Origin of the sequence: Sorangium sp. So ce362, from assembly GCF_051519845.1 — a bacterium.
Taxonomy (GTDB): domain Bacteria; phylum Myxococcota_A; class Polyangia; order Polyangiales; family Polyangiaceae; genus Sorangium.
Genome location: NZ_CP150332.1, coordinates 1,643,733 through 1,669,911, shown reverse-complemented (window position 1 = coordinate 1,669,911; position 26,179 = coordinate 1,643,733). Strand labels below are relative to the sequence as shown.

15 protein-coding genes and 1 tRNA gene are annotated in these 26,179 nt (G+C 72.0%); 10 read left to right on the top strand and 6 right to left on the bottom strand.

Translation table 11 applies throughout. The annotated features are described in order from the left end of the window. Positions 1-4 precede the first annotated feature (4 nt). Genes WMF17_RS06595 through WMF17_RS06580 form a run of 4 tightly spaced genes read left to right on the top strand, consistent with a single transcriptional unit; the run spans position 5 to position 5,095 of the window. Complete coding sequence (locus tag WMF17_RS06595) at positions 5-1,570, top strand: SAVED domain-containing protein (RefSeq protein ID WP_437601100.1); 1,566 nt, start codon at positions 5-7, stop codon at positions 1,568-1,570. Beyond that, positions 1,567-2,706, top strand: coding sequence for an SMODS domain-containing nucleotidyltransferase (locus tag WMF17_RS06590; protein ID WP_437601099.1), 1,140 nt, complete (start codon positions 1,567-1,569; stop codon positions 2,704-2,706). The genes WMF17_RS06595 and WMF17_RS06590 overlap by 4 nt, the downstream gene beginning before the upstream one ends. Continuing rightward, a complete protein-coding gene (locus WMF17_RS06585; RefSeq protein WP_437601098.1) occupies positions 2,703-4,565 on the top strand; it encodes a HesA/MoeB/ThiF family protein in 1,863 nt (620 codons plus the stop codon). The genes WMF17_RS06590 and WMF17_RS06585 overlap by 4 nt, the downstream gene beginning before the upstream one ends. Then, entirely contained in the window at positions 4,562-5,095 is a 534-nt protein-coding gene (locus tag WMF17_RS06580; protein WP_437601097.1) for a Mov34/MPN/PAD-1 family protein, read from the top strand. The genes WMF17_RS06585 and WMF17_RS06580 overlap by 4 nt, the downstream gene beginning before the upstream one ends. A 488-nt stretch (positions 5,096-5,583) precedes the next feature. On the opposite strand, the gene WMF17_RS06575 is transcribed toward WMF17_RS06580, so the two are convergent. After that, positions 5,584-5,659 (bottom strand) — tRNA-Asn (locus WMF17_RS06575). Between the two features lie 186 nt (positions 5,660-5,845). On the opposite strand from WMF17_RS06575, the gene WMF17_RS06570 reads away from it, so the two are divergent. The 4 genes from WMF17_RS06570 (at position 5,846) to WMF17_RS06555 (ending at position 15,076) form a co-directional block, all read left to right on the top strand. Continuing rightward, positions 5,846-7,501, top strand: coding sequence for a lipopolysaccharide biosynthesis protein (locus tag WMF17_RS06570; RefSeq protein ID WP_437648695.1), 1,656 nt, complete (start codon positions 5,846-5,848; stop codon positions 7,499-7,501). 223 nt (positions 7,502-7,724) lie between these two features. After that, a complete protein-coding gene (ettA, locus tag WMF17_RS06565) occupies positions 7,725-9,398 on the top strand; it encodes an energy-dependent translational throttle protein EttA (protein ID WP_437601095.1) in 1,674 nt (557 codons plus the stop codon). A gap of 94 nt (positions 9,399-9,492) precedes the next feature. Beyond that, on the top strand, positions 9,493-10,551 hold the full coding sequence (locus tag WMF17_RS06560) for an endonuclease/exonuclease/phosphatase family protein (RefSeq protein ID WP_437648694.1): 1,059 nt from the start codon (positions 9,493-9,495) through the stop codon (positions 10,549-10,551). A gap of 34 nt (positions 10,552-10,585) precedes the next feature. Beyond that, positions 10,586-15,076 (top strand): translocation/assembly module TamB domain-containing protein, encoded by a 4,491-nt coding sequence (locus WMF17_RS06555; RefSeq protein ID WP_437648693.1) that lies wholly within the window; start codon positions 10,586-10,588, stop codon positions 15,074-15,076. 19 nt (positions 15,077-15,095) lie between these two features. Here WMF17_RS06555 and WMF17_RS06550 read toward each other — a convergent pair whose 3' ends face one another. After that, the gene (locus WMF17_RS06550) at positions 15,096-15,902 is read right to left on the bottom strand and encodes a phosphate/phosphite/phosphonate ABC transporter substrate-binding protein (protein ID WP_437648692.1); all 807 of its coding nucleotides are present in this window, start codon (positions 15,900-15,902) and stop codon (positions 15,096-15,098) included. A gap of 345 nt (positions 15,903-16,247) precedes the next feature. Here WMF17_RS06550 and WMF17_RS06545 point away from each other — a divergent pair, with 345 nt between their 5' ends. Both WMF17_RS06545 and WMF17_RS06540 read left to right on the top strand, forming a co-directional pair. Further along, complete coding sequence (locus tag WMF17_RS06545; protein WP_437648691.1) at positions 16,248-19,601, top strand: POTRA domain-containing protein; 3,354 nt, start codon at positions 16,248-16,250, stop codon at positions 19,599-19,601. Between the two features lie 110 nt (positions 19,602-19,711). Further along, positions 19,712-20,674 carry a hypothetical protein gene (locus WMF17_RS06540; protein ID WP_437648690.1) on the top strand — a complete coding sequence of 321 codons (963 nt, stop codon included), beginning with the start codon at positions 19,712-19,714 and terminating at the stop codon, positions 20,672-20,674. 207 nt (positions 20,675-20,881) lie between these two features. On the opposite strand, the gene trpA is transcribed toward WMF17_RS06540, so the two are convergent. The 4 genes from trpA to trpD are packed head-to-tail and all read right to left on the bottom strand — an operon-like array spanning position 20,882 to position 25,469. After that, positions 20,882-21,706, bottom strand: coding sequence for a tryptophan synthase subunit alpha (trpA, locus tag WMF17_RS06535; RefSeq protein WP_437601089.1), 825 nt, complete (start codon positions 21,704-21,706; stop codon positions 20,882-20,884). Then, the gene (gene trpB, locus WMF17_RS06530; protein WP_437601088.1) at positions 21,703-22,896 is read right to left on the bottom strand and encodes a tryptophan synthase subunit beta; all 1,194 of its coding nucleotides are present in this window, start codon (positions 22,894-22,896) and stop codon (positions 21,703-21,705) included. The genes trpA and trpB overlap by 4 nt, the downstream gene beginning before the upstream one ends. 58 nt (positions 22,897-22,954) lie before the next feature. After that, the gene (trpCF, locus tag WMF17_RS06525) at positions 22,955-24,433 is read right to left on the bottom strand and encodes a bifunctional indole-3-glycerol-phosphate synthase TrpC/phosphoribosylanthranilate isomerase TrpF (protein ID WP_437601087.1); all 1,479 of its coding nucleotides are present in this window, start codon (positions 24,431-24,433) and stop codon (positions 22,955-22,957) included. Next, positions 24,426-25,469 carry an anthranilate phosphoribosyltransferase gene (trpD, locus tag WMF17_RS06520; protein ID WP_437604219.1) on the bottom strand — a complete coding sequence of 348 codons (1,044 nt, stop codon included), beginning with the start codon at positions 25,467-25,469 and terminating at the stop codon, positions 24,426-24,428. Before trpD ends, trpCF begins: the two co-directional genes overlap by 8 nt. Positions 25,470-26,179: the final 710 nt, after the last annotated feature.

Here is a 26,179-nt window from a genome sequence, read left to right as displayed (position 1 = left end):
GGCAATGGCACTTCACCAAGTCGGCGCACGGACCGAAGGCGACGTTTACCAGGGCCTGTTCTTCTGGCGGCAGGCGGCCGACCTACTGCGCCCGAACTCCCTGGTCGAGCGCGTCGTCCTCGAACACGACGACGCCGATGGCGTCGACGACGTCGCCGTCTTCTACCGCGCGCCCGGGGTCAACGCGGGCGGCTGGCAGGCGAGCGCTGACTACTTCCAGCTCAAGTACCACGTCGACAACCGCGACGCGTACAGCGCCGACGCGCTGATCGACCCGTCGTTCATCAACGCGAAGGTCTCGCTGCTCAAGCGCTTTCATGAGGCCTACGCCCACCTGTCGAAGCAGGAGCGCGTCCCGTTTCGGCTCCACCTCGCGTCCAATTGGCGATGGAAGGACGACGATAAGCTCGCCAGCCTTCTGCGCGAATTCGACGGTGAGCTGCCGCCCAAGTTCTTCGAGGATGGCGCGAAGGGCGACCTCGGGAAGATCCGCGAGAAGTGGCGCACCCATCTGAGCCTCGACGTCGAGCCGTTCACGGCGTTTGCTCGCACGCTGCGGTTCCAGCTCGATCACTTCGGGCGACGCGACTTCAAGGCGTACGTCTACGCAACCCTCGAGGCCGCCGGCCTCCGCACGCCAAGCGCTGACCGCGCGGCGTGCCCCTACGAGAGCCTGGTGCAGCAGTTCCTGATGAGCGGCCAGCACTCGTTCGACGAGGCCGCGTTCCGCGCGTTGTGCCAGAAGGAGGGGCTCTTGGCCGATCTCGGCGCCAAGCCGTCACGCCCCTTCGCCATCGGCGTGCGGAGCTTCATGCGCTTCGCCGAGCGGCTCGAGTCCGAGGTCGACGAGCTCGTCTGCGTCTCGTCGAACTTCGACGGCCGCCACCTGGCGCAGGGCGGTTCGTGGGAGGCGAGCGCGGCGCAGGTGCTCGCATTCCTTGGCGACCAGGAGCGCCGGGCACGTCTCCGCGCTGGGGAGTCCGTGATCGCCCTTGAGTGCCACGGTTCGTTCGCGCTGCTTGCGGGCTGGGAGCTGAGCCGCAACTCCGGCGTGAAGGCAGCGCCGCTGCAGAAGCCGAACCTCGATGTGTGGCGACCGACCGAGAACACGACTGTGGGCCCGTCGTGGGCGGCACCGCAGGCGATCGAGAAGAATGCGAACGCCGACGACGTGGCGATCTGCTTGTCCGTCACGCACGACGCGCGTGGTGACGTCGAGGCCTACCTCGCATCGGCGGGTGCGCCCCCGGTGCGCCGCCTCGTGGTGCTGAGCCCGGAGGGCGGGCCGTCGCCCCGGAGCATCAAGGGCGCCGACCACGCCTACCAGCTCGCGAATGCGCTTCCCGCGCTGCTCACGAGCGCACGCCCGAGTCGCACCGCGAGGGCGCACGTCTTCTTCGCGTGCCCCAACGCGCTGATGTTCTTCATCGGGCAGCAGCGCGAAGCACTCGGCCGACTCGCACTCTATGAGTTCGACTTCGGAATCGAGCGCGACGGGTCCTACCAGATCTCCATCTCGCTCCCGCCCCCGGCGAAGGCCGTCGCGGAACACCAAGAGCCCACGCCATGATCCTTGAAACCGACTTCGCTGACTTCCTGCAGGACATCCGACCCACCAAGGCGATGCGCGATGATCTGAAGACCGGACACCAGACGCTACGTGACCGCCTCAACGCGGACGAGGGGCTGAAGAAGTGCCTCGTCTCGGACTTCCTGCAGGGCAGCTACAAGCGCTCGACCGCGATTCGCCCGAAGGGGGACCGGCGCTCCGACGTCGACATCATCGTCGTCACGAAGCTCTCGGAGGAGGAGTACACGCCGGCAAAGGCGATGGACGTGTTCAAGCCTTTCCTCGACAAGCACTACAAGGGGAAGTGGCGGCAGCAGGGGCGCTCGTTCGGCATCGAGCTGTCTTACGTCGAGCTGGACCTCGTGCTCACCTCTGCGCCCTCGGAGGCCGAGGCGGGCATCCTTCGGTCCGAGGCGCTCTCGGCCGACGATGGTCTCGAAGATGATCCCGAGTGGCGCCTCCACCGGTCGTGGCTCGCGCTGGGCTCCCGGTATAGGAGCGACGCGCGAACGCTCCTCGCCGAGGCGAAGAACGAGCCCGAGTGGAAGTCACAGCCCCTTCGCATCCCGGACCGCGACGCGAACAAGTGGGAGTCGACGCACCCGATCGCCCAGATCAGGTGGACGCGCGACAAGAACAACCGCACGAACAAGCACTTCGTCAACGTTGTGAAGGCCATCAAGTGGTGGCGCGTCGAGAAGCACGAGGAGCCGAAGCACCCGAAGGGCTTCCCGCTCGAGCGGCTCATCGGCGAGTGCTGCCCCGACGGCATCGAGAGCGTCGCCGAGGGTGTCGTGAAGACGCTGGAGAAGATCGTCTCGCAGTACGCGCTGTCGGTGCTGGCCGGCGGAAAGCCGAGTCTCCCGGACTACGGCGTGTCGACGCACGACGTCTTCAAGCGGATCACGGCTGACGACTTCAAGAGGTTCTACGACCAGGTCAAGGACGGCGCCGCTCTTGCGCGACGCGCGTATGACTCGCAGGACCGCACGGAGAGCGGCAAGCTCTGGCGCGACCTGTTCGGCAGCAAGTTCCCGAAGCCCCCGGAGGCCGGTGGCGGCGGCTCGGGCGGTTCGGGGCGTGGCTACACGCCGCCCACGGGTCCTGCCACGCCGGGGAGCGGCCGCTTCGCGTGACCTCGACGACCGTCCTTCCACCGCCTGCGATCGAACGCGGCCTGCGCGGCTTGTGCGCGGTCGTTGCGTGCTCGGTGGAGGACGGTCCCAAGTTCGATGAAAAGGCGAAGCGGTGGGTCGTGCGGCTCGTGCTCCGACGTGACGCCGGCGCCGAGTTCGTTGCCGCTGCAACCCGATGGTGCGTACTGCTCGACGACACCTATCCCTTCGGGCGTGTCTCGTTCTACCCGGCTTCCGAAGGTGGGCTCACCGCAACGTTTCCTCACCAGTCGCGGAACGCGCCGGGGCGCGATCGACGTGCGTGGCGAGATGGACGGCTTTGCCTCGACACACCTTTCGGCGGCGAGCGGCGCGTGGTCGTCGTACGCGATCCCGTTGGCGACGCCGACCAGCGGCTTCGATGGCATACCGAGCGAGCACTCCAGTGGCTGCACCGAGCGGCGAACGACCAGCTTCTCGCAGCGGGCGACCCCTTTGAGCTGCCCGATCGACCTCACACCACCGCGCGCGGTTGGATCCGCGAGCGCGTCGTTCACGACGAGAGCGCGGCGTCCTTCGCTGCCTGGGATGGGCGCGCGGGGAGCTTCGGCATCGCTCGGTTCGGCGCGCTGAAGGACATCGGCAACGTTCTCACCATCAAGAGCTTTGAGGACCAGAGCGGTGACGTTGTCCGGGCATGGTCAGGACGCGAGCTCGGTGACCTGGCGCAAGAACGACGCGTGAACGGCTTCTGGTGGCTGTGGCCGCAGCCGGTCGTTGTGCGGCCGTGGCAGGCGCCAGGGACGTGGCGAGACCTTCGGCGAATCGCGAAGGCGATGAACATCGACGTCGACGCGATGCTGCGATGGCTGTTCCCTCAGCTTCGTGGTTCGAAGAGCAGCGGCATCCTCATGCTCGGCTACCCGATGCCCGCGCGCGTCGGAGAAGACGCCAATGAGGTCCACTGGGACGCATTGCTCCTGCCCCGTCTTGAAAAGGCCGAAGGGCAGCCACACGGCTTTCGCCCGAACGCACGTGGTTGGTGGCACCGCGATCGCTACGGGAAGTTCGCTGACACCGTCGCGCTCGAGTACCTGTTCACCGACAACTGGAGCGGCGATCGCCTGCAAGCTCGCGGGCGACTGCCGCGCGCAGTGCGAGACTGCAACGTCGCGGTCATCGGTGTTGGCGCGCTCGGTTCGGTCCTCAGCGAGCTGCTCGTGCGCGCCGGCGTGAAGAACATCGCGCTGATCGATGAGGATGTAGTGGAGTCCGGCAACGTCAACCGGCACGTGGCAACGCTCGTCGACGTCGGCAAGTCCAAGGTGCCAGTCGTCGCACAGCGGCTCCGGCAGATCTCGCCGACCATTCGAGTCGCCGAGTTCAGCGAGAAGCTGCCCAGCGACGCCAAGGCCATCGAGACGCAGCTCGACGAGTACGACATCATCATCGACTGCACGTCGTCGGACATGGTTCTGTCGACACTTGAACGAGCATGGTGGTCGATCCCTCGCACCTTCGCTTCCTTCTCCATGGGCTTCGGTGGGAAGCGCCTCTTCTCGTTCGGCGTGAGCGGCAACCGTTTCCCGCAAGGAGACTTCGCCAGAAACGTCCGCCCCTGGCTTGAGCACGAGTCGAAAGCTTGGGCCGACAACGACGAGGTCTTCGAGGGCGCAGGCTGCTGGTCGCCGCTCTTTCCCGCTCGTTGCGACGACGTCGTTCTGGCGGCAGCGGTCTGCGTCAAGGAGCTGGAGACGGTGGTGGCGAAGAGGCCAACCGCGCCACGCTTCCGGGTATTCGCACAATCGTCATCGGACGACGGCTTCCAGGGCTTCGCGCCCGAGAGCGCGCCGCCCGCCCTGGAGGCGTTGGCGTCATGAGGACCTGGAGGGGCAAGACCGAAGACGGCACGTTCGCCGTGGAGCTACAGGCCTCCGTTCTCGGGGCGCTCGATCGGTACTGTCGCGACGCAGGCTCCGTGGAGACGGGCGGCATCTTGATCGGGCGCTACTCCGACGACCTCGCGCTTGCGATCGTACGCGAGGCGACGCCGCCGCCGACCGACTCGAAGCGAAGGCGCTCGTGGTTCCTGCGCGGCGTGAGCGGTCTGCGCGAGATGCTCAGCAAGCGGTGGAGGGCCAAGGAACGGACCTTCTACATCGGCGAGTGGCACTTCCATCCCGCGAACCACGTGGAGCCGAGCGGCGACGACTTCGCGCAGATGCTCGAGATCAGTCAGGCCCGCGAGTACGACTGCAAGGAGCCGCTACTTCTGATCCTTGGCGCCGGGATTCACGAGGGGTATCGGATCTTCCGCGCCTTCGTCTGCCCAGCCGAAGGCGCTCCTCTGGAGCTTCACTGCATGAAGGAGGAGCGACAGGCGGCGGCCAAGACGGGAGGGGCGATCTGACGACGGCGATGATGGCAGCGGCGTCCAACAGTGCTGCGCCGGACGCGCAGGGCGCGCCCACCTGCGCGCCGTTGCCCACGACTCGCGCCACGCTCGGGACCGGCGGTTTGCACGCGCCACGCGCCAACGTGGGCGCCCATTCCGCGCTCGCGCGGGACAGCGCCCCGATGATCAACAGTCCCTCCCCGCGCGGGACAGTTGATCGCCCGGTCGCCGTCCCGGAGAACGAGGGTCGGCTGTTAACCGAGTCTCGGCTTCTCTCTCCCCGCGGGCACGAGAAGAGAGCGCGAACGCCGTCCCACGCGCCTTCGACGCGCGCCTCTTCACGCGCGCGGCGTTCTCAGCGCGAACGCCGTCCCGGCGCGCGCCGCGCTCGACTTCGCGCAAACCCTCGGGAAATCAGGGGAGAAAAGACAACGGCCCCGGAGATCGCTCTTCGAGGCCGCTGTTAAAAATTGCGGGGTCGCGTTTCCGCGACCCCGCATGAATGGCTCCAGCTGCTGGACTCGAACCAGCGACCCGGCGGTTAACAGCCGCCTGCTCTACCAACTGAGCTAAGCTGGAATGCGTCGGAGACGGCGCGAGAATAGTCAGCCGGACCTTCCCGTCAAGCGAATCCGCACGCCGCATCGCTTTGGTGACGCGCATGTGAGCTCGCCCGGTCTTCCCCCCCGCCCCGCCCGTCCCCCGCGTGCGTCCCGGCGCCCCGGCGAGATTGCCCGCCTGGCGTGCTTCTGCGACAACGCCGCCGTGCCGCGCGCCGCCGTGCCCTCCCCGCCGCCGCCCCAAGCCCCCGACCTCTCGCAGGCTCCCCCGGACCCCGCGCAGGCCGCCCCCTCTCCGCCCTCCGCCGCCCCCTCTCCGTCCCCTGCCGCCCCCTCCCCCTCCGCCGCCCGCTCCGCCGGCCGCGGCGGCCTCGCCATCGCGGGCGCCAAGGTCTCCTTCATCGTCTTCGGCTTCGTCCAGCAGCTCATCCTTCCCCGGCTGCTCGGCACCGACGGCTACGGCGAGGTCTCCATCGTCCTGGCCGGGGTCGGCGTGGTCAACAACGTCATCGTCGCGACCGGCATCCAGGGCGTCTCGCGCGCCGTCTCCAGCGTCGCCGACCGCGACGCCGCCGAGGCCTTCCGCCGCACGCTCGCCCTGCACGCCGTCCTCGCCATCGCCGTCTCCGCCTCGTTCGCGCTCCTCGCCGGCGCCATCGCCGACTTCTCCGAGGCCCCGCACGTCGCCGGCCCGCTGCGCCTCGCCGCCGGCGTCGTCCTCCTCTACGGCCTCTACGCCCCGCTCGTCGGCGCGCTCAACGGCCAGCGACGCTTCCTCACCCAGGCCGCCTTCGACGTCGGCTACGGCGCGCTCCGCACCGCGAGCATCGCCGCCGGCGCCCTCCTCTTCCTCCGCGCCGGCCAGAGCGGCGTCCTCGGCGCCATCGCCGGCTTCGTCGCCGCCGCCGCCATCATCGTCCCCCTCGCGACCCTCAAGACCGGCCTCGGACGCCGCGGCAACGCCGGCCCCTCGATCCGCGAGCACCTCGTCTTCCTCCTGCCGCTCGCCGTCTCGCAGACCTTCCTGAACTTCCTGCTCCAGACCGACTTCTTCCTCCTGCGCCGCTTCCTCGGCCAGGCCACGAACCACCTCGCGCTCGGCGCAAGGGCCGCCGACGACCTCATCGGCGTCTACCGCGGCGCGCAGCTCTTCGCGTTCCTCCCGTACCAGCTGCTCCTCTCCGTCTCCTTCATCCTCTTCCCGATGCTCGCCCGCGCCCGCGCCGAGGGCGACCGCGCCGCCGTCCGCCGCTACACGATGACCGGCGTCCGCCTCTCGTTCCTGCTCACCGGCCTCCTCTGCGGCCCCATCTCGGGCCTCGCGCCGCACGTGCTGCGCTTCGCCTTCCCCGTCGAGATCTACAGCCGCGGCGGCGACACGCTCCGCGTCCTCTCGCTCGGCATGGGCGCCTTCGCCATCCTCGGCGTCGCCTCGGCCGCGCTCACGAGCCTCCGCAGGGAGCGCATCGCGGCCGCGCTCACCGCCGCCACGGTCCTCCTCGTCGCCGTCGGCTGCTCCGTCGCCGTCCCCCGCGCCCCCTTCGGCCCCGACATGCTCGTGAGCTCCGCGACCGCCACCTCGCTCGCGCTCGCCACCTCCGCCGTCGTCGCCGGCGTCCTGCTCCACCGCGTCGCCGGCGGCTTCGTCCCCGCGCTGACGGTGCTCCGCGTGGGCGTCGCCCTCGCCGCCGCGATCGCCGTCGGCACGCGCCTGCCGTGGCTCGGCAAGGTCGCCGTGCTCGGCGAGGCCGTCCTCGTCGGCCTCGTGTACATCGCCCTCCTCGTCGTCACGCGCGAGGTCGGCCGGGACGATCTCGCCGCCCTGCGGCAGGCGTTCGGGCGCGGCGCGCGCCGGGCCTAGGCCCAGGCGGCGCCAGCGCCGCGCCACGCCCGCGCTCGCCGCCCGGCAGCGTCCACCCGCCTTCTCCGACCGCCTTCTCCGGCTCGGACGCCCGCCTCGAGGCCCCCTTGACCGTCAGCCGGCGATCTCGCATACGGCCTCTCCCCCAGCCCGGCCAGCGCCGCGCCCGCTCGAAGGCCGAGCGGCGCCACGCGACGCGCCGGCACCCCAGGCAGGCGAAGACGTGGCTCCTCAATTCATCTTCACGATGCAGGATGTCCGGAAGGTGCACCCCCCGAACAAGGAGGTGCTGAAGGGCCTGTGGCTCTCCTTCTACCCGGGCGCGAAGATCGGCGTCCTCGGCTCGAACGGCGCCGGCAAGAGCACCCTGCTCCGCATCATGGCGGGCGTCGACAAGGACTACCTCGGCGAGGCCAGGCCCGCCGACGGCGTCCGCATCGGCTACCTCGCCCAGGAGCCGCAGCTCGAGGCGGGCAAGACCGTCCTCGAGCACGTCGAGATGGCCGTGCACGACGTCCGCTCCCTCGTCCAGCGCTTCGAGGAGATCGGCACCCTGCTCGGCGAGTCGCCCCCCGACATGGAGGCGCTCCTCGAGGAGTACGCCACGCTCCAGGACAAGATCGAGGCCGCGGGCGGCTGGGAGATCGACCGCGTCGTCGAGCGCGCCATGGACGCCCTCCGCCTCCCCCCCCCCGACGCCGACGTCACGAAGCTCTCCGGCGGCGAGCGCCGGCGCGTCGCCCTCTGCAGGCTCCTCCTCGAGAAGCCGGACATCCTGCTCCTCGACGAGCCGACAAACCACCTCGACGCCGAGAGCGTCGCCTGGCTCGAGCGCTTCCTCCACGACTACCCGGGCACCGTCGTCGCCGTCACCCACGACCGCTACTTCCTCGACAACGTCGCCGGCTGGATCCTCGAGCTCGACCGCGGCGCCGGCATCCCGTACGAGGGCAACTACACGGGCTGGCTCGAGCAGAAGAAGAAGCGCCTCGAGCTGGAGCAGAAGCAGGAGAGCTCGCGCAAGCGCACCCTCGAGCGCGAGCTCGAGTGGGTGCGCATGGCCCCGCGCGCCCGCCAGGCCAAGAGCAAGGCCCGCCTCGCCGCCTACGAGTCGCTCCTCGCCGAGGACAGGTCGAAGAAGGTCGAGGAGAACGAGATCCACATCCCCGCCGGCAATCGCCTCGGGAACGTGGTCGTCGAGGCCGACCACCTCCGCAAGGGCTACGGCGACCGCGTCCTCATCGACGACCTCACCTTCTCGCTCCCGCGCGGCGGCATCGTCGGCATCATCGGACCGAACGGCGCCGGCAAGACCACCCTCTTCCGCATGATCATGGGCCAGGAGCAGCCCGACAGCGGCGCGCTCCGGATCGGCGAGACCGTCGAGCTCGCGTACGTCGACCAGTCGCGCGACGCCCTCAACCCGAACAACAACGTCTGGCAGGAGATCTCCGGCGGCGAGGACCGGCTGATCGTCGGCAAGCGCGAGGTCAACTCGCGCGCCTACGTCTCCAGCTTCAACTTCGCCGGCAGCGACCAGCAGAAGAAGGTCCGCGACCTGTCCGGCGGCGAGCGCAACCGCCTCCACCTCGCCAAGCTCCTCCGCCGCGGCGGCAACGTCCTCCTGCTCGACGAGCCCACGAACGACCTCGACGTCGACACCCTCCGCTCGCTCGAGGACGCGCTCCTCAGCTTCGCCGGCTGCGCCGTGGTCATCAGCCACGATCGCTGGTTCCTCGACCGGATCGCGACCCACATCCTCGCCTTCGAGGGCGACAGCAAGGTCGTCTGGTTCGAGGGCAACTACGCCGACTACGAGGCCGACCTGAAGCGCCGCCTCGGCGCCGACGCCGCCGAGCCCCGCAAGCTCCGCTACCGCAAGCTCACCGCGAGCTGACGCAACGCAGCGCGCTGCGCCCGCGGCGTTCCACCCTCAGAGCACGTTTCCGGTCTGGCGCGACGCGGGTGCCCGCAGTAGCTCTTTCTCTCCTATGGTCCGGAGCCCCCTCGGCGCATGGCGTGCATGGCTCAGCGCGGTCGCCGCAGCGGCCGCGCTGGCGACGACGGCCGCCGCCGGCTGCCGGGATGCTGCGGAGCTCCGCTCGCCGTTCGCCGTCGCCACATCGAACGGCGGCGGGGCCGCGGGCGCGGGCGGCTCCGACGGCCAGGGCGCGGGCGGCTCGGGAGCCGCCGCCGGTCCGGGCGACCCGCCGGCGGAGGCCGCGCCGCTCACGGTCGTCACCTGGAACACAAAGGATTTCTTCAACGACAAGGAAGACACGGGAGGCACAAAGGAGATCGTGCTCAGCACCGCGCGCTACCGCGAGAAGCGCGAGGCGATCGCGGCGGTGCTCGCGGACCTCGACCCCGACGTCGCGGTGCTCCAGGAGGTCGAGCACCTCGACGTCCTCGAGGACCTGAACCGCATCGAGCTCGGCGGCGCGTACCCCCACGCCGCGCTCGTCGAGGCGTACGACCCGCGCGGCATCGACGTCGGCGCGCTCTCGAAGATCCCGTTCGACAAGGTCGTGTCGCACCGGGACGATCGCTTCACGCTGCGCGGGACGCACGGGCCCGTCTACACGTTCGCGCGCGACTGCCTCGAGCTCCACCTCACCCGGGGCGGCCGCCAGGTGATCCTGCTGGGGGTCCACTTCAAATCGAAGGCAGCGCCCGACGACCCCGACCGGCGCCTCGCCGAGGCGCAGCGCGTCCGTGCCATCGCCGACGCGCTCGCCGCAGCGCACCCCACCGCCGTGATCATCGTGCTCGGCGACTTCAACGACCTGCCCGACTCGCCCCCGGTCGAGGCCATCGCCGGCTCCGGCCGGGCCGCGTTCAAGGACGTCGCGACCGCGGCGCCGCCCGCGGATCAGTGGACGTACGACTTTCACGGACAGCTAGAGCTCATCGACCACCAGATGGTCAATCCGTTGCTCCGGCGGATGCTCGACCCGGGCTCGGTCCACATCCCGCACGGGCCGTGGATCGAGGACGCGAGCGACCACGCGCCAATCTTTTCCGCGTACAGGATCACCCCGCCCACGTAAGCGTTCGACCGCGCTTCAGCTAAGCTGCGCCCCGATGCACGGCACGAGGAGAAAGGGCTCCCCGCCGCGAGCCCGGAGGGACTGGGGGCGCCTCGCCGTGCGCGTGCTGTGCGTCGTGTTCGCGGTGATCGGGGCGATCCCGCTCGCCGTCGGCTTCCTCGTGCGGACCCAGGCCGTGCGGGCCTGGGCGGCGGTCGAGACGGCCGCGCTGCTCCAGAGCGAGCTCGGCATCACCGCCCGCTACGACGTGCGCGTCCAGGCCTGGCCCCTGATGGTCGGCCTGAACCGCCTCGTCGTCGACTCCTCGGACGGCGGCGCGCCGTTCCTCGAGCTCGAGCGCGTGGCGATCCGCCCGCGCCTGTTCTCGCTGATCGCGGGGCGCATCGACGCCGGCGACGTCGAGATCGTCGGCCCGCGCGTCCGCGCCGTCATGAAGGACGGGGAGCTCCGCAACCTCAACCTCCCCCGCACCAGGAGCAGCAGCGACGAGAGCGTGCTCGACCGCGCGCCGCTCTCCTCGGTGGCCATCACCGACGCGCAGGTCGACCTGACGATCGACAACCTCCGCATCCAGGCCCGCGAGGTCGACCTCGACGTCTCCGCCGAGCCGTCCGACGCGTTCGAGATCGCGTTGCGCTCCGGCCTCGTCTCGGTCGTCCACACGCACGCCGCGCCCGGCCGCGAGGCCGAGGAGGACAGCGTCGACGAGGACGTCGTCTGCCGCTTCGACACGCGCATCCGCGTCGAGCCGGGCCGCGCGCTCGTCCGCCGGCTCATCCTGGAGGGCGCCGCCGACTTCGATCCGGATCCCGGCACCGCGCCGCCCTGCGCGCTCCAGGAAGGCGACTGGCGCCGGGTGGAGCTCGAGCTCGGCGCCCTCCGCGCCGTGGGCCTCGGCGGCGGCATGCCCCACCGGATCGAGGGCCGCGTGCGGGCGCGCCTGCCGGTCCCGATCGTGCACCGCTTCGTGAGCCTGCCGCCCTCGTCCGGCTCGCTCGCGCTCGACGTCGACGCCGAGTACGACGCGGCGTCCGCGCCGCTCGGCCTCGCGCTCCCCCGGGTGAAGGGGACCCTCGCGATCGACCAGCCGGGCCTCGACGGCAGGGTCTTCGTGACGCGCCTCTCGAGCAAGCTCGCGACGACCCCCGACGCCGTGCAGCTCTCCGACACCGCCATCGCCTGGGCCGACGGCACGCTCAAGATCTCCAGCGCGGAGATCAAGCCGTTCGAGAAGGGCATCCCGCTCCAGGTGGGGCCGGTCGACCTCGCCGGCATCCAGCTGCCCGGCCTCCTGCGCGACCTCGGCGTGCACCCCCAGGCGCACGTCGCCTGGACGCTGCGCGAGGGCCGGTTCGATCGCTTCGGCGGCACGCTCTCCCCGCTCTCCCTCGAGGGGCCGCTCGCCGTGCAGACGCACGGCTTCGACATCTTCGATCGCCCGACGACGGACCCGGCCCGCCAGCGCCTGATGGGCGTCAAGGAGGGCACCGTCCGCGGCTCGTTCCAGGTGCGGCCGAACGCCGTCGTGCTCTCCGGCTTCTCGGTCGACACGCCGGGCTCGCACCTCCGGGCCACCGTCTCGCTCGGCTTCAACGACCAGCTCGGGGTCGAGATCCACCCGGGCTCACAGGTGGACCTCGCCGATGTCTCGCCGCTCGCCGCGCTCGATCTCGCCGGCGTCGCCACGCTGAAGGCCTCGATGCACGGCCCCTACGGGCACCCGAAGCTCAAGGGCGAGGTCGGCATCGAGAAGTTCGTGTTCGCCGGGTTCCCCATCGGCGACCTCGAGCCCTCGCCGGTCGCGTTCGAGCCGCTCGCCGTGACGCTCGAGAGCGCGCGCGTCCGGCACGGGGCGAGCCGCGTCCGGGTCCCCTCGATCAAGATCGACTTCGACCCGGCGGGCAACCTGCCGAAGGGCCGCCCGCTCGACAGCGCGTCGGGGATCGTGGTCGTGGACGCGACCGTGGACACGCGCGAGGCGCCGCACCTGGCCGCGCGCGACCTCCTCGAGATGCTCCGCCTCGAGAAGGATCCGCGGTACGCCGGCTACAAGGCGACCGCGAGCGGGACGGCGCGGGCCCACTTCGCGCTCGGCGGCCCCGAGGACCGCTGCGGGGGCGGCTACCTCGCCGTGAGCGCCGGGATGCGCCTCAGCGGCGTCGAGCTCCTCGAGGAGCGCTTCGACGAGGGCGAGGTCGACCTCAACCTGATCTGGGACGACCAGGCCGCCGGCGGCGACGGGATGCGGCTCGACGTCCGCTCGGCGTCGCTGCGCAAGGGCACGGGCTCGGTGCTGGCGAGCGTATCCGTGGCGCACGGCGGCGCGCTCAAGGGGAGCGTCATCGCGAGCGGCCTGCCGCTCACGCGGATCGACGCGCTCGGGCCGGCGGGCTCGCTGTTCGACGGGTCGGTGTCGCTCGTCGCCAGCCTGGGCGGCACCGTGAGCCGGATGGCCGGGTTCGCGGACGTCCACGTCTCGCGCGTCGGCATCCGCCGCACGCACGCGAGCCTGCCCCCCTCGCGCGTCGAGCTCACGATCGTGCCCACCGAGAGGGCGCCCAGGATCCTCGGCAGGACGCCGATCTGCGGCAACCCCCAGGGCGCGCCGTTCGACCCGGTGGAGTTCGAGCGCGACCTCCCCGACGGCGCGTTCATCGCGAACGGCTCGCTCTTCGGCGGGCAGGTGGCGCTGGAGGGGCTCCGCGTCACGCGCCAGCAGCGCAAGATCGTGGACGGCAAGGTGCGCATGGACGCGCTCGACCTCGGCACGCTCGCGAACCTGATCCCGGGCGTCGCGTTCTCGGCGGCGACGCCGAAGGGCACGCTGACCGCGACGCTCGACGTCGAGCGGCTCCCGCTCGCGGACCCGAAGCAGGCGGCGCTCACGCTCACGGTCGGCGCGTTCAAGCTGGAGCGGGAGGGCCAGGGGCTCCACCTCACGGCCCCGACCGGGCCGATCCGCCTCGCGGAGAACGCGCTCCGGGTGCCGGAGCTCCGCCTCGAGGCGCACACCGCCTCGCGCCTGTCCGCCGCGTTCACCGCGTCCGGCGAGGTCGAGCGGGTGTTCACCGCGCCCGACCTCGACATCGCGATCCGGGTCAGCCCGACGAACCTGTCGCGGCTCAGCGCCGACATCCCGCAGATCCGGCACGCGCGGGGCACGGTGCAGGCCGAGGTCCACGTGAGCGGTCCGCTCCAGGCGCCGCGCTACACGGGCTCGGCGACGCTCAAGGAGGGGGAGCTCGACGTCGTGGGGCTGCCTGTGTCGCTCGACGACATCGACGTGGAGATCGCGATCGGCGACGATGTCGTGCGCCTCACGCGGGCGACCGCGCGGGTCGGCACGGGCACGGTGAGCGCGGCCGGGCACATGCCGGTGCGCGGCCTGAACCTCGGCATGGCGACGGCCTCGATCGTGGCGACCGGCGTGAAGCTGCCGGTCGCGGACGGGGTGAACCTCACCGCGAACGCCAACCTCGTGGCGCGCTTCCAGCCCGGCGTCGAGGACGACGCGTCGGGCGAGAGGAACCTCCCGGAGGTCGAGGGCAAGATCACGCTCACGTCGTTCAACTACACGCGCCCGATCCTGATGAGCGTCGACCTCGGCGACCTGACGGGCCGGCAGCGGACGACGGTGCAGACCTACAACCCCGCGGCCGACGCGGTCCGGTTCCGCGTCACGGTCCTCTCGCCGAATCCGCTCCATTTCTCGAACGATCTCGCGGACATGCGGCTCGAGGTCTCGCCGACGGGGCTCGAGCTGTCGGGCACGAACCAGCGCTTCGGCGCGCGCGGGTCGCTGCGCATCCTGCCCGAATCGAAGCTCATGCTGCGGAGCACCGAGTTCAACGTCCGGGAGGGCTACGTCCGCTTCGAGGATCCGTTCCGCATCGCCCCCAAGGTCGACGTGCGCGCCGAGAGCGAGTACCGCCGCTACACGGCCATGAGCAGCAGCGCCGCGGCGGACCCGTCGGCCGGCGCGGAGGCGGCGGCGCCCACGGGCATCGGCGCCGGCGCGAACGCCGGCGGGCACTGGCGCATCAGGCTGCACGCCCAGGGCGACGCCGACAACCTGCAGCTCAACCTGACGAGCGATCCGCCGCTCAGCCAGGAGGACATCGTCCTGCTCCTGACGCTCGGGATGACGCGCGCCGAGCTCAACCAGGGCGTCGTGTCGTCGCTCGGCGAGACCATGGGCCTCGAGGCGCTCTCGTCGCTGACGGGCGCGGACAAGGCGGTGAAGAACATCGTCCCCATCATCGACGAGTTCCGCTTCGGCACCGGCTACTCGTCGAAGAACGGCGCCCCGGAGCCGACGGTGACCCTGGGCAAGCGCATCACGGACGCGGTGCGCGCCAACGTCACGACGGGGCTCTCGCAGGGCAGCCAGGTGCGCGCGGGCGTCGAGGTGAAGCTCAGCGACCGCATGAGCATCCAGGGGTCCTACGACAACGCGAACGACGCCGCGAGCTCGCCGCTCGGCAACGTGGGCGCCGATCTCCGGTGGCGGCTCGAGTTCGAGTGACGCGCGCGGACAATCGCCGTCAGGAGGCGGCGGCGAGCGCCGCGGTGGCCGCGGTGGCCGCGTCGAGCGCGCCGTACCGGTCGTCGCGGCCGGCCACCCACTGCCTGTGGCCCATGAGCTCGAAGATGCGCCGGTGCTTCGGGTTCTTCCAGGTCATGCTGAGCAGCGCGCGCTGGAACGCCTCGGCCTTCGCCTCGGGCAGCGCCGGCAGCGCGTCGAACATCGCGAAGTCGTAGGCCGGCGTCGTCCAGAGGACGTCGACCCGGCGGAGATCGATGCGGCCGCTCGCCTGCTCGGCCAGCCACACCGCGTCGCCGACCGCCGCCGCCTGCGCCTTGCCCTCGTGCAGCGCCGCGAGCGCCTGGACCTCGCTCGTCGCGGTGTCCCCGTGCTTGCCGAGGTCCACCTCGAACGGCATGAGCTGGATCCTGTCCACGGCCACCCCCGCCTGCCGGAGGAAGTGGAGCGGCAGGATGCGCGCGTGCGCGGAGTCGGCGCTCCCCACCGCGAGCACCTTGCCCTCGAGGTCGCTGAGCGCCCCGACCGCGGCGTCGCGGCGGACGAGGAGCTTGCTGTGGAAGTCGCGGTCGATCTCGCGCATCGCCAGCGAACGGGACCGGCCCTCGGTCTGCCGCTTGACCCGCACGTGCGAAATGGCGCTGTCCCAGGCGACGTCGATGTGCCCGCGGACCAGCGACTCCACCTGGCGCTCGTACGTAGAGAATAGCGCGAAATCAATCACGATTCCATGCTCGCGAAAGTGCTCGCGCAGGCTCTCCCACAGCGTCACGACCTTGAGGTCGTGCGCAACGGCGCCGACCAACATCGCCAGATCCTTCATCCGGTGCCTCGCACGGGCGGCGACGCTAGCACGAGGTCCGCCCGCCGAGAGCCCCGCGTCTCGCACATCGGCGCGTCGAGGCGTCGATCCGACCGGGCCCCGGGCCTCCCGGGCGCTGGAGCCGGCGCCGTTCGTGTTGGTGCGCGAACGGGGCGCGGGCGCGGCGACGCGCGGATGCGGGCGGTCGCGCTGCGGCGATGCAGGGCGCGCGGGCGGCGTCGCCGCGCGGGAGGCCTCTTGCCCAACCGCCGTCCAACCGGGCTACGCTGCGGTCTTCGTGCACGCCGGCGCCGGTTCATTTCGTTTTCGTCCCCCGGCGCTCCGCACCTGATGGCTCGCCTCCGCTCCGCCCTCATTCCCCTGTTGCTCGGCCTTTTGCCGCTCGGCGCGCTCGCCGTCCCCGCGCGCGCCGACCAGGGGCCCGCGCGCCCGGCCCAGGCGAACCAGGTTCAGGCTGAAGCCGGCGCCGAGGGCGCCGACGTGCCGTCGCTCCAGCAGCCGCTCGCCCTCGGAGAGCTCGTCGGCAAGCCGATCGTCCGCATCGATGTCGCCGCGCAGGGCGACCGCTGGCAGAACGCGTCGCCGGTCACCAGCGTCGAGCTCGGCGAGCCGCTCAGCCCCGACGCCGCTCGCCGCGCGATGCGCGAGCTGCTCGCCTCCGGCAACTTCGCCCGCGCGTCGGCCGAGGCCTACCTGCTGCCGGACGGCGCCGCGCTCCGGATCGTCGTCGTCCCGCGCCGGCGCATCGCGACCGTCCAGATCACGGGCGGCGCGCTCGATCGCCAGGGCACCCTCGAGGCCGCCGGCATCGCCGAGGGCGGCGAGATCACCGCCGCGGCGCTCGCCGAGATCGACCCCCGCATCCGCGCGTTCTACGCGCAGCACGGCTACCCCGCGACCGCGGTCACGGTCCGCGCGGTCGACACCGACGAGCCGTCGCAGGTCGTCCTCTCCCTCAACGTCGAGGCCGGCGCCCCGCGCGTCGTCGCCCAGCGCGTGTTCGTCGTCGACCCGCGCGCGGACCGGGAGCTCGGCTCGCTCAGGGAGAGCTACCGCCTCGGCGTCGGCGCCCGCGTCGACGAGCCCGCCCTCGCCGAGGCCGACCGCGAGATGGCCGAGCTCCTCCGCCGGAGCGGCTTTCACGACGCCGAGGTCTCCCACCGCGTGCTCGCGGTCGGCCCGAACAATTACCTCTACGTCTACCTCGATCCCGGCGCGCGCATCGTCCCCGCCTTCGACGGCAACCGCGCCTTCGACAGCGACGCCCTCGAGGCCGCGCTCGACCTCGGCGAGACCACCGAGACGAAGCCGGACGATCTCGCCGACCGGCTCACCGCGTTCTACGTCGCCCGCGGCTTCCTCGACGCCAAGGTGACCCCGTCGCTCGGCGGCAAGCCGGAGGATCCGGTCCGGTACCTGACCTTCACCGTCCGCGAGCACGAGCAGGTGCGCGTCACGAAGCGCGTCTTCCCCTGCCTCACCGGCGACCTCAGCCCGGACGACCTCGGCCGCGAGATCGAGAGCTTCCTCGAGGAGGACCTGCCCGGCGCCGACGCCTTCTCGATGCCCGACCCGCGCGGCATCCCGGACCTGTTCGGCCCGACCCGCGGCGCCGGCGGCCGGGCCCGCCCGGTCGAGCTCATCCCGGCGATGACGTACGAGCAGGAGACCTACGAGCGCGCCCTCAAGCACCTGCGCGACCTCTACTTCAGCAAGGGTTACCTGAACGCCGTCGTCGGTCCGGTCTCCGTGCTCCGCGCCACCTGCTCGCGCCGCTCGACGCCGGGCGCCTGCGTCCCCGAGCCGGTCACCGAGCGCGTCACGGCCCAGTGCCGCACCGACGCGCTGGGCCTCCCCGTCCCCGAGCCGCCCGTCCCCGCCGCCCTGACCTGCCGGCCCGACCCGGCGCGGCACATCACGTGCGCCCCCGAGGTGACGCTCCGCATCCCGGTCCATCCCGGCCCGCAGACCCGGCTCTACGATCTCGCCTTCGAGGGGAACAAGGGCTTCTGCGGCCAGGGCGGCCTGACCGAGCGGGACCGGAGCTTCTGCGCCGAGGAGAGCCCGTTCAGCGAGCGCTGGCTCAGCCGGGTCGCGGACCTGAAGGTCGGAGAGCCCCTCTCGACGCTCGCCCTCGACGCCGCGCGGCTGCGCATCCTCGATGCCTACCGCGACCTCGGCTACGCGTTCGCCGAGGTCCGCACGGCCATCGAGCCCTCGCCCGACCGCACGCGCGCCCGCGCGCGGTTCATCGTGTCGGAGCGGGATCGGGTGACGGTCACCGGCATCGTCGTCAAGGGCGCCGTCCGGACCGACGAGCAGCTGATCCTCCGCCGCGTCCTGCTCCGCGAGGGGGCGCCGTTCCGGCAGTCGCAGGCCCGCCTGAGCGAGGAGCGCATCGCGACGCTCGGCCCCTTCTCCAGCGTGTCCATCTCGCTGGAGGACCCGGACGTCCCGCAGAAGAACAAGCGGGTCATCATCCATGTGGTCGAGCAGCTGCCGCAGTACCTCAACCCGCAGATCGGGTTCTCGACCGGCGAGGGCGCCCGCTTCGCCTTCGAGTACGGGCACCGCAACATCGGCGGCCTGGCCATCGGCCTCACGATGCGCGTCCAGCTCAGCTACCTGTTCGAGTTCATGATCGTGGACCCCGCGGCGCGCCGCCACTACGAGGAGCTCAATGGCTCCGATCAGCTGGAGCGCCGCAACACGGTCTCGATCACGCTCCCGGAGATCGGCCTCGGCCCGCTCGTCAGCCTGTCCCTGGCGGGCATCGACGTGCGCGACAACCAGCTGGATTTCGGCTTCACGAAGCAGGCGCTCATCCCCGCGATCACCTACCGCCCGCGGCGCGCCGTCACGACGCAGCTCGCCGTGTCGACCGAGCTGAACGACGTCGGCTTCTTCCCGGGCGCCGTCGGCGACGACAAGCAGAAGGTCCTCGACCAGCTGCGCATGCCCGAGGGCCGCACGATCGCCCTGGCGCAGCGGATCGACGCGTCCTGGGACACGCGGGACACCCCCTTCGCCGCGACCCGGGGCTTCCTCCTCTCCGGCGGCGTCGAGCACGTCGACGCGTTCGACGCGTTCGACTCGGCGAGGACCCAGTCGAGCTTCCCCGAGAGCCACTTCCTGCGGTTCACGGGCCGCGTATCGGGCTATATCCCCCTCGCGAACCGGTCGAGGCTCACCCTCGCGCTGAGCCTGTCCGGAGGGTACATCCAGCCGCTCGTCGCCGAGAGCGGGACTTACCCTGACCGCCTGTTCTTCCTCGGCGGCGTCGACTCGCTCCGTTCCCATCTGGCCGAGTCGCTGTACCCCGAGGACGGGCTCGAGGAGGCGAGGGAGGCGCTGAAGGCGTCGGACCCGGACGCTCCGGAGGCCCAGGTCTCCACCGACGATATCCCGCGCGGCGGAACGGTGATGGTGAACCCGCGCGTCGAGCTGCGCGTTCCGCTGACCGATCTGCTCCAGCTCGGCCTGTTCCTCGACGCGGGCAACCTCTGGATCCGGGCGAGGAACGTGAACCTCGACCCGCGGCGGCTCCGCTACGGGCTCGGCGCCGGCCTGCGGGTGAACACCCCCATCGGCCCCCTCGCCTTCGACTACGGCTTCAACCTGAATCCGCGCGAAGAGCTCGACGAGCTCGACGGGGCCCTCCATTTCTCCGTGGGGCTCTTCTGACAGGCGGCGTCGCGTGCGACGCTTGGCTCACGCCCTCACGACGCCGGACGCGCTCGGCGGCCGGAGGGTCGCAAAAGCAGCTCCCAACTCACCATGACGAGGCTCCCCTGATGAACGGCACTCTCCGCGTGTGCGCCCTGCTCGCCCTGACATCGATCCTGACGACCGCCGGCTGCGGGGACGACAGCGCCGCACCGAGCAGCGCCTCGAGCGGCGGCGGCGGCGCGGGAGGCCAGGGCGGGCACGGGGGAACCGGCGGTGCCGGGGCAGCCGGCGGTGCCGGCGGTGCCGGCGGTGCCGGGGCAGCCGGCGGTGCCGGGGCAGCCGGTGGTGCCGGTGGTGCCGGAGCAGCCGGCGGTGCCGGGGCAGCCGGCGGTGCTGGCGGTGCCGGGGCAGCCGGCGGAACCGGCGGTGCCGGGGCAGCCGGCGGTGCCGGCGGTGCCGGAGCAGCCGGCGGTGCCGAGGCAGCCGGCGGTGCCGGCGGCGCGGCGTCGAGCAGCTCGGGCGGCGCGGCGGTGTGCGGCGACGCGCGGTGCGACGAGGGCGAGACGTGCGAGAGCTGCCCCGGCGACTGCGAGGGATGCGCGCCAGCCTGCGGGGACGCGCGCTGCGAGGCGCCGGAGACGTGCGCATCGTGCGCCGGCGACTGCGGCGAGTGCCCGCCGGTCTGCGGCGACGGCACGTGCGAGCCCCTGCGGGAGAACTGCCAGGCGTGCGCCTCCGACTGCGGCGCATGCCCGCCGGACGACTGCGGCCACGACCTGTGCGAGCAGGGGGCCCCGCTCCTCGACGGCTGCGACCCGTGCGTCACCGCGCTGTGCGCCGAGGACCCCGCGTGCTGCATGAGCGCGTGGGACGCCCACTGCGTCGACGGGCTCGCCGCCGCCTGTGGGCGGGCCTGCGGGTGCGCACACGACCTCTGCGAGGCGGGCGATGCGCTGGACGCGTCGTGCAACAGCTGCGTCCGGAATGTGTGCGACGAGCTCGAGGGAGACCCCTTTTGCTGCATGAACAGCTGGGACGAGAGCTGCATCGAGCTCGCGCGGATACGGTGCAACGTCGCGTGCCCGTGAGCTCGGCTCGCCGCCTGCCACTCGTGTTCGTGGTCAGCCGCATGGGGATCTCCTGAGCGCGATGGCCATGCTCGAGATGGCCGCCGCGGCGCGGAAGCGACGTGCAGCGAGCCGCGCGGCCGCTGCAGGGAGCGTGGCTCGCCGCGCGGCGAGCCGCGCAGAGGGCGGCGCCGCGCGACATCGAGAGGACGGCGGCGACCGCCGCGGTCAGCGCACCGTGGCCGCCTTCATCTCGCGGACGAAGCCCGCGACGGCGCGCGCGGCCGCCTCGGGATCGCCGAGGTTCGCGGCGATCCGCTGGACGACCGCGGACCCGCTGATCACGCCGAACGCCCCGGCGGCGAGGGCGTCGCGCACGTGCTCGGGCTTCGAGATGCCGAAGCCGAGGATCGCGGGCGGCGCGCCGAACCGGCGCAGCGTCTCGAGGAGCGTGCCGTGGCCGAGGCGCAGCTGCTCGTCCGCCCCCGTCACGCCCTTGCGCGTGACGCAGTAGGTGTACGCAGCGCACCGCTCCGCGAGCAGCTGCAGCGTCGGCTCCGAGGCGTTGAGCGGCGCGATCAGCACCGGCGCCACGCCCGCCTCGCGCGCCGCCGCCACGTACGGCTCCGACTCCCTCACCGGCACGTCGGCGACGAGCACGCTGTCGACCCCGGCCGCGGCCACCGACGCGTAGAAGCCCTTGAGATCGCGGTGCTTCACCAGGTTCGCGTACGTCAGGAGGCCGACCGGCACGTCCTTCGCCTCCGCCCGGAACCGCGCGAGGAGCTCGATGCAGTCGGGCGGCCGCACGCCGGCCGCGAGCGCCCGCACGGCGGCGGCCTGGATCGTCGGGCCGTCCGCGATCGGATCCGAGAACGGGATCCCGACCTCGATCGCGTCGGCGCCGCCCTCCACCGCCGCGCGGAGCAGCCGCGCGCTCGTGGCGAGGTCCGGATCCCCGAGCATCAGGAAGGGGATGAACGCCCCCTCCCCCCGCTGCCGCAGCCGCTCGAATGCGCGATCGTAGCGCGTCGTCATCGCCTCCCGACTCATGTCGACCTCCCGGGCTCGAGCAGCTTCTGCGCCTGCTCCATGTCCTTGTCTCCGCGGCCCGACAGGTTCACGACGAGCACCGCCTCGCGCCCTGCCTGCGCCGCCTCCGCCGCCATCTTCATCGCGTGCGCGATCGCGTGCGCCGACTCGAACGCCGGGATGATGCCCTCGCTGCGCGCGAGCCGCTGGAACGCGTCGAGCGCCTCCTGGTCGGTCGCCGCCACGTAGGTCGCCCGGCCCGACGTCATGAGGTGCGCGTGCTCCGGCCCGACGCCCGGGTAGTCGAGCCCCGCCGACACCGAGTGCGTCTCGGCGACCTGCCCGTGCTCATCCTGGAGGATGTAGGTCTCAGACCCGTGCAGCACGCCCGGGCGGCCCTTGAGGAGCGTCGCGCCGTGCATGCTGGTCGACAGGCCGTGGCCGGCGGGCTCGACGCCGACGAGCGCCACGTCCTTGTCCGGGATGAACTCGGAGAAGATCCCCATCGCGTTGCTGCCGCCGCCCACGCACGCGACCACCGCGTCGGGCAGGCGCCCCTCCGTCTCCAGGATCTGCGCGCGGGCCTCGCGGCCGATCACCCACTGGAAGTCGCGCACGATCGTGGGGAACGGGTGCGGGCCGGCGACCGTCCCGATCAGGTAGTGCGTGTCCTCGTAGCTCTCGGTCCAGTAGCGCAGCGCCTCGTTGAGGGCGTCCTTCAGCGTCTGCGAGCCCGAGGTCACGGGCACCACCTCGGCCCCCATGAGGCGCATCCGGAAGACGTTGAGCCGCTGCCGCTCGACGTCCTTCGCGCCCATGTAGATGCGCGTGGGGAGCCCGAGCAGGGCCCCGATCATCGCGGTCGCGACGCCGTGCTGGCCGGCCCCGGTCTCGGCGATGAGCCGCCGCTTGCCCATGCGCCGCGCGAGCAGCCCCTGGCCGAGCGCCTGGTTCGTCTTGTGCGCGCCGCCGTGGAGCAGGTCCTCGCGCTTGAGGTACACCTTCACGCGCGGGTCGCCGGTCAGGTTGCGGCACAGGGTCAGCGGCGTCGGGCGCCCCGCGTAGCTCGTCAGCAAGGCGTTGAACTCCGCCGCGAACGACGGATCGCCGCGCGCCTCCAGGTACGCGCGCTCGAGCTGATCGAGCGCGGGTACGAGGATCTCCGGGACATAGGCGCCGCCGAAGGCGCCAAAGCGACCGCTTTGCTGCATGGTGATTGCCTCGATCCGTCGATGGTGCGTGGTGCGTTGTGCGTCGTGGAAGATGCGGTCAGGGGGAAGCGCGGTCCGCCGGGGCCGCGGGGCCAGGGTCGTGGCGCGAGGGGCCGCGCGCGCCGTCGAACAGCCGCACGAGCAGGTCGGCGCATTTCTCGCCGGGCGCGCTCTCGACGCCCGAGCTCACGTCGAGCGCCCACGCCCCGACCCGGCGCGCCGCGGCGACGTTGTCCGGCGTGAGCCCACCCGCGAGCAGGCTCCGGGCCCGCGCCGGGTGGTGCTCGATCGCGCTCCAGGCGAACGTCCGCCCGGTGCCTCCCCGCGCCTCGGCCGTGCGCGTGTCGAAGACGAGCCGATCGGCGCGGCGCTCGACCTCGGCGCCCGCGCCGGCCGCCCCCGAGGCGCCGGGCGCGCCGGCCGCATGCTCGCCGGACGGCGCCATGGGGACCGCCTTCCAGACCTCGCAGCCCTCGGGGAGCGCGCGCCGCAGCCCCTCGACGTACGCGGCGTCCTCGTCGCCGTGCAGCTGCACGGCGCGGAGCCCGAGAGCGCGCGCCGTATCGGCGACGAAGCCCGCGGATTGATTGAGGAAAACGCCGACGAAGGGCAGCCCCGCGGCGGTGGCGATCGCGATCTCGGCCTGCTCGCGCGTCACCCGCCGCGGCGAGGCCTCGGCGAAGACGAGGCCGCCGAAGCGGGCCCCGAGCCGCTCCGCCTCGCGCGCGTCCCCGGCCCGGGTCAGGCCGCAGACCTTCACCCTGCCGTTCACAAGCGCGCGCGCGGCGTCGGCGATGTCGGGGCTGCGCATGAGCGAGGTGCCGACGAGGAACCCGTCGACCGAGCGCGCGAGCCGCTCCACGTGGGCGCGCGACTCGACGCCCGACTCCGCGATGACGATCCGGTCGCGCGGCACGCGCGGGGCGAGCCGCTCCGAGACGGCGAGATCGACCTTGAGCGTCCTGAGATCGCGGTTGTTGATGCCGATCACGGGCGCGGGCAGCGCGAGCGCGCGGTCGAGCTCCGCCTCGTCGTGGACCTCGACGAGGCAGTCCATGCCGAGCGCCTCGGCCGCGCCCAGGCAGAGCAGCGCTGTCGCGTCGTCGAGCACCGACAGCATGAGCAGGATCGCGTCCGCGCCGCGCGACCGCGCCTCGACCACCTGGTAAGGGCCCACGACGAAGTCCTTGCAGAGGAGCGGGACGTCCAGGACCTCGCGCACGGCCTGGAGGATCTCGAAGCTGCCCTGGAAGAAGGGCTCGTCGGTCAGCACGCTCACCGCGTCGGCGACGCCGTAGTAGGCGGCGGCGACGGCGTGCGGGTCGAAGTCCGGCCGGATCAGGCCTTCTGACGGGGACGCCTTCTTGCACTCCAGGACGAACCGCGCGCCCGGCGCGGAGAGCGCGCGCCGGAGGCTCCGCGAGGTGGGCGGGGCGTTCGCCCTGAGGACGGCGAGCGGGGTGCGCCGCTCGCGCTCCGCCACGTCCGCCCGTTTCCGCTCCACGATGCGCGCGAGGACATTGCTCTGCTCAGCCATGGTTCGCCTCCTTGCGCGCTTCTTGAGACCCTTCCCGGCTGAGCGCCACGAAGCGCGCGAGCCGCTCGGCCGCGCGCCCCGAGCTCAGCGCGTCGAGCGCCGTGGCCGTCCCCTCGCGCAGGCTGTCGGCGCGCCCGCCGATCCAGAGCAGCGCCCCCGCGTTGAGGGCGACGGCGTCGCGGTGCGCGGGCTCGCCGCGCCCGGCGAGGAGATCGCGGAGCCACGCCGCGTTCTCGGCCGGGCCGGCGCCCCGGAGCGCCTCGATCGGCGCGGGCGAGACCCCGGCGTCCGACGGGTCGATCGTGAGCTCCTCGACGACCCCGTCGCGGAGCCGGGCGGCGCGGGTCGGGGCGTGCAGGGCGATCTCGTCGAGGCCTCCGCCGTGCACGACGAGCGCGGCCTGGCAACCGAGCATCCCGAGCGTGCGCGCGGCGTGGACGACGAGCTCCGGATCATAGATGCCCATCACCTGGATCGGCGGCGCGCTCGGGTTCACGAGGGGGCCGAGCAGGTTCATGATCGTGCGCACCTTGAGGGCGCGGCGCACCGGCATCGCGTGGCGGAGGCCGGCGTGGTACTGCGGCGCGAAGAGGAAGCAGAAGCCGACCTCGTCGAGGGCCCGGCGCGAGACCGCGGCCGGCGGGTCGAGCCGGGCGCCGAGCGCCTCGAGGGCGTCGGCGGAGCCGCACTGCGAAGAGACCGAGCGGTTGCCGTGCTTGGCGACCGGCAACCCCCCTTCGGCCGCGACGAAGGCGACGGCGGTCGACACGTTGACGGTGCGCTGCCCATCCCCGCCGGTGCCGCAGCAGTCGGCGTACGCGTAGGCCGGCCGCTCGAACGGCGCCGAGGCCCCCCGGAGCGCGCGCGCGGCGCCGGCGATCTCGGCGGGGGTCTCGCCCTTCGCCTTGAGCGCGACGAGCAGCGCGGAGAGCTCGATCTCGGTCAGCGCCCCCGCGACCACGTCACGAAACAACGCCTCGGTCTGCTCGGCGGAGAGGTCCACGCCCGCGCAGAGCGCATCGATCACTGCATGCATCATGGTTCGCTCCTCATGTTCACGGCCGTTGCGACAGACACTGCTCCTCGCGATTCGAGCGTCGGACTGCGGCGCCTTGCATAGCGGACAAAAACGAAAAGGCCCACCGTTGTTCGGCGGGCCCACTTTCTTCTTTCCTTCAGGTCGGCCTCCCCCGAGTAGGGAGGCGCGTTACCCGTCGTTGGGGCCCGCCTTGGTACAGCACCAGCACCACCAGCGCAGCCGGGCCACGCGCGAGCCCACCTGGGCGGCCGCGCGCGGCCCGGCTGCGCCGAGGACGAAAGCCTCGGAGCCGGAGCGAGCGGAGGACGCGGGGAGCGCGCGGGGCATGCGGGGAACATAGCTTGCGGCCGCGCGGGGGGTCAAGCGGGTTTGCGGCGGTTTCCGCTTCGCTGGTTCTGTCGGTCTTGGCCGTCGTCCACCTGCCACCTGCCGGCGCGCTGCCGCGGCGCGCCGCTGCTCTGTCGCTCTGTCGCTCTGTCGCTCTGTCGCTCTGTCGCTCTGTCGCTCTGTTGCCTGGCGGGTATCCGTGCGGTCGGGGCGCGCGTGTGCAGGACAGACGCTGTGGCGGAATCCGCGTGGCGGGAGATATCCATGCTCGGCGGGCTCGGTCCGCTGTCACGTTGTCTCGGAGCGGCTCACTCACCCTCATGACGGATCACAGGACCAGGACGCCTTCATATCGCATGAGCAACCCCTCCCCCTCGGCC